This is a genomic window from Streptodolium elevatio (genome assembly GCF_053592165.1).
The window spans coordinates 25,317-34,979 of record NZ_JBSFVE010000041.1; the positions used below are offsets into that span (position 1 = coordinate 25,317).

The 9,663-nt window shown below is 70.6% G+C and carries 9 protein-coding genes; 7 read left to right on the forward strand and 2 right to left on the reverse strand.

Annotation, left to right across the window (positions count from 1 at the left end; all coding sequences use genetic code 11):
* Window positions 1-82: 82 nt before the first annotated feature.
* Together ACWD12_RS39175 and ACWD12_RS39180 are read right to left on the reverse strand one after the other, a co-directional pair.
* Window positions 83-1,312 (reverse strand): DUF349 domain-containing protein, encoded by a 1,230-nt coding sequence (locus ACWD12_RS39175; RefSeq protein ID WP_358357394.1) that lies wholly within the window; start codon window positions 1,310-1,312, stop codon window positions 83-85.
* A 124-nt stretch (window positions 1,313-1,436) separates the two neighbouring features.
* Complete coding sequence (locus tag ACWD12_RS39180; protein WP_450103640.1) at window positions 1,437-2,255, reverse strand: peptidylprolyl isomerase; 819 nt, start codon at window positions 2,253-2,255, stop codon at window positions 1,437-1,439.
* Window positions 2,256-2,684: 429 nt separating this feature from the next.
* Between ACWD12_RS39180 and ACWD12_RS39185 the strand changes: the two genes are divergently transcribed.
* From ACWD12_RS39185 to ACWD12_RS39215, 7 genes are all read left to right on the forward strand, one after another.
* Window positions 2,685-3,380, forward strand: coding sequence for an MBL fold metallo-hydrolase (locus ACWD12_RS39185; RefSeq protein WP_358357388.1), 696 nt, complete (start codon window positions 2,685-2,687; stop codon window positions 3,378-3,380).
* 13 nt (window positions 3,381-3,393) lie between these two features.
* Complete coding sequence (gene hisS / locus ACWD12_RS39190; protein ID WP_358357385.1) at window positions 3,394-4,653, forward strand: histidine--tRNA ligase; 1,260 nt, start codon at window positions 3,394-3,396, stop codon at window positions 4,651-4,653.
* The gene (gene aspS, locus ACWD12_RS39195) at window positions 4,650-6,503 is read left to right on the forward strand and encodes an aspartate--tRNA ligase (RefSeq protein ID WP_450103641.1); all 1,854 of its coding nucleotides are present in this window, start codon (window positions 4,650-4,652) and stop codon (window positions 6,501-6,503) included. Before hisS ends, aspS begins: the two co-directional genes overlap by 4 nt.
* Before the next feature lie 207 nt (window positions 6,504-6,710).
* Window positions 6,711-7,286 (forward strand): hypothetical protein, encoded by a 576-nt coding sequence (locus tag ACWD12_RS39200; protein ID WP_450103642.1) that lies wholly within the window; start codon window positions 6,711-6,713, stop codon window positions 7,284-7,286.
* A gap of 97 nt (window positions 7,287-7,383) precedes the next feature.
* Window positions 7,384-7,869: a hypothetical protein gene (locus ACWD12_RS39205; protein WP_358357378.1), complete on the forward strand. Its 486-nt coding sequence runs from the start codon at window positions 7,384-7,386 to the stop codon at window positions 7,867-7,869.
* 55 nt (window positions 7,870-7,924) lie between these two features.
* Complete coding sequence (locus tag ACWD12_RS39210) at window positions 7,925-8,917, forward strand: phosphotransferase (RefSeq protein ID WP_450103643.1); 993 nt, start codon at window positions 7,925-7,927, stop codon at window positions 8,915-8,917.
* 67 nt (window positions 8,918-8,984) lie between these two features.
* A complete protein-coding gene (locus ACWD12_RS39215; RefSeq protein WP_358357374.1) occupies window positions 8,985-9,311 on the forward strand; it encodes a cupin domain-containing protein in 327 nt (108 codons plus the stop codon).
* Window positions 9,312-9,663: the final 352 nt, after the last annotated feature.

Genomic DNA, 9,663 nt, shown 5'->3' on the forward strand with positions numbered 1-9,663 from the left:
GGGAACAAGCGTTCCAGGCCCCTTCACCACGTCTCCGCACTCCCGCACGGGATCCGGGGATCCCGGGGGATCCCGCAGAGCCTCAGCCCCCGAACTCCTCCAGGGCCTTGCGTGCCTCGGCCAGCCACTCCTCACGGGCGGCCACGGCCTCGTCGGCCTCGCGGACCTTGCGCTCGTTGCCTGCCGCCCGCGCCTTCTCGCCTTGCGCGCGCAGCTTGTCGATCGACGCCTGCAACTGGTCGACGGTGGCCTGCGCACGGGCCCGGGCCTCCGGGTTCGTACGCCGCCACAGGTCCTCTTCCGCCTCGCGGATCGCGCGCTCGACCGCGTGCAGCCGGGCCTCCATCTTGGGACGCGCGTCGCGCGGCACGTGCCCGATGTCCTCCCAGCGCTCGTTGACCGAGCGCAGCGCGGCGCGGGCGGACTTGACGTCCTCGATCGGCAGCAGCGCCTCGGCCTCGACGAGCAGCTGCTCCTTGAGGTTCTGGTTGTCGCGCTGCTCGGAGTCGCGCTCGGCGTACACCTCGCTGCGCGCCGCGAAGAACACGTCCTGCGCGGCGCGGAAGCGCTGCCAGAGCTGTTCCTCGACGTCGCGCTGCGCGCGGCCCGCGGCCTTCCAGTCGCGCATCAGGTCGCGGTAGCGCGCCGAAGTGTCGTTCCAGTCGGTCGAGGTGGACAGCGCCTCGGCCTCGGCGACCAGGCGCTCCTTGGTGCGGCGCACCCCTTCGCGCTGCTGGTCCAGCTCGGCGAAGTGGCTCTTGCGGCGCTTGGCGAACACCGAGCGGGCCTGCGAGAAGCGGTGCCACAGCTCGTCGTCCGTTTTGCGGTCCAGGCGCGGCACGGCCTTCCAGGCGTCGACCAGCGCCCGCAGCCGCTCGCCGGCCTGGCGCCAATCGGTGCTCTGCGACAGCTGTTCGGCCTCGGTGACGATCCGCTCCTTGGCGGCGTGCGCCTCCTCCTGCGCCTTCGCGCGCGCGACCTTGCGTTCCTCGCGGCGTGTGTCGACCACGCCGGTCAGCGCGTCGAGGCGCTTGACCAGGGCGTCGAGGTCGCCGACCGCGTGCGCGTCGACGATGTTCGCGCGCAGGTGCTCGATCGCGGTGGCCGCGTCCTTGGGAGCCAGGTCGGTGGTCCGCACACGCCGTTCGAGGAGCTCGACCTCGACGACGAGCCCCTCGTACTTGCGCCGGAAGTAGGCAAGGGCCTCGTCCGGGGAACCCGCCTGCCACGAGCCGACGGAACGCTCACCGTCCGCGGTCTTGACAAAGACGTTTCCCTGCTCGTCGACGCGGCCCCACGGGTCGCTGGTCACAGCGGCCTCCTTCGATGCTGAATGCGGCGCACTTTACACAGGAGTCGGGGGCGGCGGGCGTGCCGCCGCCCCGTTGCGGATGCGATTTCGGCTGCATTTTCGGCTGGACGGAGCCCGACCGGGGTCAGGGCTTCTTCGCGACGGTCACCGAGTTCAGCACGACGTTCTCGTGCGGGGCGCCGTCGCTGCTCAGGTCCGCGGTACCGGAGGACACGATCTTGTCCAGTACTTCCATACCGCCGGTGATCCTGCCGAACGGCGTGTAGTTGGGCGGCAGTCCGGACGCCTCCTTGACCAGGAAGAACTGGCTTCCGTTGGTGCCGGGGCCGGAGTTGGCCATGGCGACGGTGCCCGCCGGGTACGTCGCGCCGTTCAGGTTCTCGTCCTCGAACTGGTAGCCGGGGCCGCCCGACCCCGACGCCGTCGGGTCGCCGCACTGCAACACGGCCATCGCGCCCGTGGTCAGGCGGTGGCACGAAGTGTGGTCGAAGTACTTCTTCTCCGCCAGGAAGTTGAACGAGTTGACCGTCTTCGGCGCCTTCGCCGCGTCGAGGGCGATCGTGATGTCCCCGCACGTGGTCTTGAGGACCATGTCGTACGCGGCCTTCGTGTCGATGGTCATCGCCGGCGCGCTCGGGAAAGTCTGCGGGACCACGTCGCCCGGCGCCGGGGCCGCACACGTCTTGGGCGCGGTGTTGGTCGCCTGCTCGGTCGGCATCGCGGTCGGGTTGTCGGCCGCGTTCGTCGCGTCGCTCTTCTTGTCGTCGTCGCTCATCGCGGTCGCGATCCACGTTCCGCCGCCCGCGACGACCAGGACGGCGACCACGGCACCGATGAGCGAGTTGCGCTGCTTGGCGCGGGCGCGGGACTGCTCCCGGCGTAGCTGCTGCCGCTCGTGCTTGGCGCGCGCGAGATGGCGCTGGCGCTGCTCCTTGCTGACCACCGCGTGTTCTCCTGGTTGGCTTGTGGTTGTTCGTGGACGGCGATAGTGGGATGGCTCAGTTGACAGGTGTGTTGACTGGCTGTGTTGACTGGCTCGGTTGACTCGCTCGTGCGCCCGGCAGGACGGGCCGGTTCGGTCGACGTACTCGGGTGACGCTGCGGTGTCCGTCGCCCGACTGTCGGACGGCCGGGCGATCGACCGGTCATCCGGGTCTCGACCTGCGGTGATGTACCGGCACGGCGAAAGCGGGCGACTGGCGCACAGTGTAGGCGCGCCGTCCGAACCGGTTCGCTAACCGCCCCCGCGCGCCGGTACCCTCGGACGAGGATTCCCACGTCCGCCGCATACTGCCGTCTGATCGTCCGCCCCGGAAGACCCTCGGGTCGTCGTACGGGTCGCGATCTTCCTTCGAGACAGCCGAGGACCAACGTGATCATCGCCGGGTTCCCCGCCGGGGCTTGGGGCACCAACTGCTACGTGGTGGCCCCCGCCGCAGGCGAGGAGTGCGTGATCGTCGACCCCGGTCAGGACGCGTTCGACGGGGTCCAGGAGATCATCCGCGAGAACCGGCTGCGCCCGGTCGCCGTGCTGCTCACGCACGGCCACCTCGACCACATGTGGTCGGTCGTCCCGGTCTGCGAGGAGCACAAGGTGCCCGCGTGGATCCACCCGGACGACCGCGAGCTGCTGTCCGATCCGGGCAAGGGCATCTCGCGTGCGCTCGGCCGGCAGATCTTCGGCGGCATGACGTTCACGGAACCCGACGAGGTCCGCGAGCTGACCGACGGCGCCAGGCTGGAGCTCGCGGGGCTGGAGTTCCAGGTGAGCCATGCGCCCGGCCATACCGAGGGGTCGGTGACGTTCGGCACCGGAGCGGAGGCGGACATCCCGCCGATCCTCTACTCCGGAGACCTGCTGTTCGCCGGCTCCATCGGACGCACCGACCTGCCCGGCGGCGACCACGCGAAGATGCTGACGTCGCTGTCCCGGGTGGTCCTGCCGCTGCCGGACGAGACCGTCGTCCTGTCCGGGCACGGCCCCCAGACCACGATCGGCCGCGAGCGCGCCACCAATCCGTACCTGCAGGAGCTGGCGCCCGGGTCGGGACCTCGCCGAGGAATGTGACGGAACGCAAGACGTGAGTACCTTCTCCGCCCCCAAGGGCACCTTCGACATGCTCCCGCCGTATTCGGAGACGTTCAATCGCATCCGGATCCAGTTCGGCCTCGAACTGCGCGACGCGGGCTTCCAGTACATCGAGACGCCGGCGTTCGAGGACACCGGCCTGTTCGTGCGCGGCGTCGGTGAGTCCACCGACGTCGTCTCGAAGGAGATGTACACCTTCAACGACCGTGCCGGACGCTCGCTCACCCTGCGGCCCGAGGGCACCGCGGCGGTCGTGCGCTCGGTGCTGCAGCACAACCTCCAGGCCCAGCGCCTGCCGGTGAAGTTGTGGTACTTCGGCCCGTTCTTCCGCTACGAGGCGCCGCAGGCGGGCCGGACCCGGCAGTTCCACCAGGTCGGCGCCGAAGCGATCGGCAGCTCCGACCCGCTGGTCGACGTCGAGATGATCGCGCTCGCCGTCGAGGGCTTCCAGAAGCTCGGCCTGCGCGACTTCCGGCTGCTGCTGAACTCGCTCGGCTGCAAGGAGTGCCGTCCGGTCTACCGGGCCAAGCTCCAGGAGTTCCTGCGCGGGCTCGACCTCGACGAGGACACGCGTGCCCGCATCGAGATCAACCCGCTGCGGGTGCTCGACGACAAGCGGCCCGAGGTGCAGGCGCAGCTGACCGACGCGCCGCTCATCACGGACAGCCTGTGCGAGGCGTGCGCCGCGCACCACGCGTTCGTCCGGTCGATGCTCGACGACCTGAAGATCGACTACGAGGACGCCCCGAAGCTGGTGCGCGGCCTGGACTATTACGTCCGCACCATCTTCGAGTTCGTGCACGACGGCCTCGGCGCGCAGTCCGCGATCGGCGGCGGCGGCCGCTACGACGGCCTTGCGCAGGATCTCGGCGGACCCGAACTGCCGTCCGTGGGCTGGGCGCTGGGCATCGGCCGCACCATGCTGGCGATGGAGGCCGAGGGCCAGGAGATCGAGACCGGCGCCGACTGCGACGTCTACGGTGTGGCCCTGGGCGACGCCGCCCGCCGCGAGGTGTTCAAGCTCGTCACCGCGCTGCGGCTGGCCGACATCCCGGCGGACATGGCGTACGACGGGAAGAAGCTCAAGGGCGCCATGAAGGCCGCCGACCAGTCGGGCGCGCGCTACGCCATCGTCGTCGGCGAACGCGATCTCGCCGAAGGCGTCGCCCAGTTGAAGGACCTCACGACCGGCGACCAGACGGCCGTCCCCCTGGACGCCGTGGTCGACACCCTGAAGGAGAAGCTCCAGTGATCCGCACCCATGACGCCGGCACGCTCCGCGCGGAGCACGCCGGAACCACCGTGACGCTCGCCGGCTGGGTCGCCCGGCGCCGCGATCACGGCGGCGTGGCGTTCGTGGACATCCGGGACGCCTCCGGGACCGTCCAGGTCGTCTTCCGCGACCTGGACGCGGTCCACGACCTGCGCGGCGAATACTGCGTCAAGGTCACCGGCGACGTGCGCATCCGCCCCGACGGCAACGAGAACACCGAGATCCCGACGGGCGCGGTCGAGGTCCTGGTGACCGACTTCGAGGTGCTGTCGGAGGCGGCCCCGCTGCCGTTCCCGATCGAGGAGTACACGCCGGGTTCGGTGAACGAGGAAGTCCGGCTGCGCTACCGGTACCTCGACCTGCGCCGCCAGCAGATGTCCCGCAACCTGCGCCTGCGCTCGCAGGTCACGCGGATCATCCGCGAGGTGCTGGAGGAGAACTCCTTCCTCGACATCGAGACGCCGTACCTCACGCGCTCGACGCCCGAGGGCGCCCGCGACTTCGTCGTGCCGGTGCGCCTGCAGCCGGGCACCTGGTACGCGCTGCCGCAGTCGCCGCAGCTGTTCAAGCAGCTGCTGATGGTCGCGGGCATGGAGCGCTACTACCAGATCGCGCGCTGCTTCCGCGACGAGGACTTCCGCGCCGACCGGCAGCCCGAGTTCACCCAGCTCGACGTCGAGATGTCCTTCTGCGACCAGGACGACGTCATCGCGCTCACCGAGGCGCTGATCGCGCGCATCTGGCGCGAGGTGCACGGCGTCGAGGTCGAGCTCCCGCTGCCGCGCATGTCCTACGCGGACGCGATGGCCAAGTACGGCTCGGACAAGCCGGACCTTCGCTTCGGCGTCGAGATCGCGGACCTGACGAAGTACTTCGCGGGCACCGAATTCCGGGTGTTCCAGTCGGAGTTCGTGGGCGCGATCGTCATGCCCGGCGGTGCCTCGCAGACGCGCAAGGAACTGGACGGCTGGCAGGACTGGGCGAAGGCGCGTGGCGCGCGCGGGCTGGCGTACGTGCTCGTCGACGCCGAGACCGGCGAACTGCGCGGCCCGGTGGCCAAGAACCTGTCGCAGGAGCACCTCGCGGGGCTCGTGGAGGCGGCCGGTGCGGCCCCGGGCGACGCGATCTTCTTCGCCGCGGGCCGACGTACCGCGTCGCTCGAACTCCTGGGCGCCGCACGCCTGGAGATCGGCAGGCGCGGAGGCCTGATCGACGAGTCGGCGTGGAACCTGCTGTGGGTCGTCGACTTCCCGATGTTCGAGCCGATCGAGGACGACAAGGGCGTGTTCCAGGGGTGGCACGCGATCCACCACCCGTTCACGGCACCGACGGCGGAATACCTGGACACGTTCGACAAGGACCCGGGGGCCGCGCTGTCGAACGCGTACGACCTGGTCCTGAACGGCACCGAGGTGGGCGGCGGTTCGATCCGTATCCACCGGGCGGACGTGCAGAAGCGGGCGTTCGAGGCCATCGGGTTGTCGGACGAGGAGGCGCAGTCGCAGTTCGGGTTCCTACTGGACGCTTTCCAGTACGGCCCGCCGCCGCACGGCGGGATCGCCCTCGGCCTCGACCGGCTCGTGGCGCTCTTGGCGGGCGCGGACTCGATCCGTGACGTGATGGCGTTCCCGAAGACGGCCACCGGCGGCGACCCGCTGACCGGCGCGCCGACGCCGATCACCGCGGCCCAGCGGCGTGAGGCGGGTATCGACGCGAAGCCCAAGGACGAAACCAAGGACGCGGTCGGGAACGGGGCCAAGGACGCGGCGAAGGACGGATCCAAGGACGGGTCCAAGGCTGCGGCCGTGGACGGCGCCAAGTCCGAGTAGCACTTCAGCAGATGGCCCGGTCTCCAGGTGTGGGGGCCGGGCCATCCGTGTATGGCGGGTGTGCATGGCCGGACGGCAAAGGCGGGCTTTTGCCGAATCGATTCTCCACAGATTCGCGCTGCGTCGCTTTCCGAGGCTGTCCGACTCCGTAGCGTTGTCTCCGTGCCCGGTCGATCGGCCGGGCGGGACCGACGGGGAGGTGCCACCGTGCCGAACACCAAGGCGGGCAGGGCGGATACGGAAGCCAAAGACGGTAAGGCGGGCAAGGCAGGCAAGGCGGGAAAGGCCGGCAGGGTCGCAAGGGTCGGCAAGGGACACGAGGTCGGCAAGGGAAGCGAGACCGGCAAGGGAAGCGAGACCGGCAAGGCGCGCAAGCAGGAGCGGCCTGAACGCCGGCAGCGCAAGGACGCCGAGGCGCGCGGGACCAGAGGCACCGACCGTCAGAAGGACACCGAACCAGCTTGCCGCAGACCGCTGTTCCTACCGCGCGGCAGTTTGCGCCGACGAGGCTGGACCGACAGCGGCATCCTGCGCTTCCTCGGCGAGCCCGACGCCCACGCGCCGAATCCGGTCGTGCCGTCGGCGGCCCGCATGCGGCTGTACGACGAGGCGCGCGTCGCCGCCGTCGAGGCGACCGAGACCTGGCGCGAATGGCGTGTCGCGTCCGAGCACCGGCGCGAGGCGGCCCGCATCCGGGCTGAGGAACGCGCCCAGGAACGGGCGGAGCGCATCGCGCGGACAGGTGTCTACGCCGAGTTGGCGTCCCATGTCGCGAACCGCTGACGCCCGCCCACACGTTCGCCGTGCGGCGCGCCTGACGACACGTCAATGTCCTTCCCGTGCACGATCATGGGGCGGGGGACTCGGGACGGAGGGACGCATGAGCACGACCGTGCACGTCAACGCGCTGCGCTGGTTCGCGGAGCAGGACGGTGGCGCCGAGTTCGTGAGATCGCACGGTGACCCGCTCGACGACGACGCGATGGCCCGCGCCCAGGCATCGGCGTATCCCGACGCGATCCAGGTCGTCACCACGCTGCGGGAGGCCGGCGTCGGTGCCGAGTGCTGGTTCACCCTGTCCGCGCCCGATACCGCGCGGGGGCTCCTCGACCCCGGTTCGGACACCGTGTCGCTCGGCGGGCTCGCACTGTCGGTAGGCGGCGACCGCGAACACATATCCGCACACGTCGCCGTCACGGGGCTGACCTGCACCGACCCCGACGACGAGGCGATAGCCCGCGCCGCGACCGCGTTGGCGCGCGCGTTCGGTCCCCAGGTCGTCTGGGACGACGGACTCGCCGACGTCATGCTGGTCGACTCCGACATGCCGATCGAGAACGTCCGCGCCCGCTGGCGCACCCACTGACACCACTACGCCGACATCACGGCGCTCCCATGCGCCGATCACGGGGGAGAACACCATGAGCGACTCCGCCATGCCCGTCACCGCCCAGACCCTCGCCGGCGCCGTTCGTGCGGCTCTCGGCACCGACCAGCGCGTTGTCTCACTGACCCGGTTGCCGGGTGGGAGCAAGAAGGGGGCGTACCGCCTCAGGCTCGCCGACGACTCGACCGCCGTCGCGTATGTCTGGGACGACGCGGAGAACTACTGGCCGGATTCCGGCCCGGGCAACGACGACGCCGACCCGTTCGCGCCCGCCACCGGGCACGCCCTGTTCGAGAGCGCCCACCGCCACCTGCGTGCCGTCGACGTGCGCATTCCGGAGCTGTACCTCAGCGACGACACGCACACCTACTTCCCCGCCGACCTCGCGATCGTCGAGGACATCCGCGGCCCCGGGCTCGCCACCATCCTGCGCGAACGCGCCCAGCGCGCCACGCCGATCATGGACCGCCTCGCCGCCGCCCTCGACCGCATGCACGCGCAGACGTCACCGGCCTTCGGCCGGCCGTCCGCGATCGCACGCGGCCGCCTTCCGGACGCCGACTCCTGCGAAGAGCTGGTCTTCGACCGCGCCCGCACCGACCTGGCCGAAGCGGCCGACCGAGAGCCGTCCATCGCCGCCGCGCACGACCGCCTCGCCGAAGCCCTGGCCGCGCTCCGCGCCGCCGTGGCGCCCCGTACCAGGTACGCCCTGATCCACGGCGAACTGGGCCCCGAACATGTCCTCGTCGACGCACACGACGAACCAGTGCTCATCGACATCGAGGGCCTGATGTTCTTCGACGCCGAATGGGAGCACGTCTTCCTCCGGCTCCGGTACGAGGACTACTACAGCCACCTCCAGAGCCGGGACCTCGACGACGCTCGCATGGCCTTCTATAGCCTGGCCATGCACCTGTCCCTGGTGGCCGGCCCCCTGAGGCTCCTGGACGGCGACTTCACCGACCGCGGTGCCATGCGCGGGATCATCGACCACAACCTGGGCAAGGCCCTCCGGTTCGCGGCATGACGCGGCAGCGGTGGGTAGCTCCCGAAGATCGGGGTACGCGTAGGAACCGACATCAAGGAGGACGACCATGGACAACGTCGCCGCCCTGGCACGCGAACACCTGCAGAAGGCCGCCGCCTCCGAGCACGGCCGCAGCGCTCACCTGTTCCTGCACGAGGGACCACTGCGCCAGACCGTGATCGCGCTGACCGCCGGGTCCGCCCTGGACGAGCACAACGCCCCTGTGGCCGCCAGCATCCACGTCCTGGTCGGATCGGTCCGCATCACCGCCCCGCGCGGCGACATCGACGTACCGGAGGGCGCCGTGCAGGCGATCCCGCAGGAGCGCCACGGTCTGACCGCGTTGGAGGACGCCGCAGTTCTCCTCACCGCCGTTACGGAGGTGGCCGGCTGACTGCCGACGCATGGGCAGGACGCAGTCCGAGCGGGCGGCGGTGACGCTGATCGGCGGGCCGTCCCGGTGAGCGCGCGGTCCGGCACGTCATCTACTCCGATGCCGACCCGGTGTTACGAAAGCGGCGCCGTGCCGCACATGATCCGGACGGACACCGGTGACCCGGTGCGGGGCGGGGGGGGCGGGGCGGGCGGGAACCGCCGGTCGAGGCGATACAGGACACACCTGGTGTGCCCGTGCCGTTGTCCGCCACCGGATCGTTGGACACGGCACGGGGGGTTGCGCGGGGCCGCCGCCCGGGGGGGGCGCGCGCCCCCACCGGCCCCCCGGCCCGGGGGGGGGGCCCTAGTCC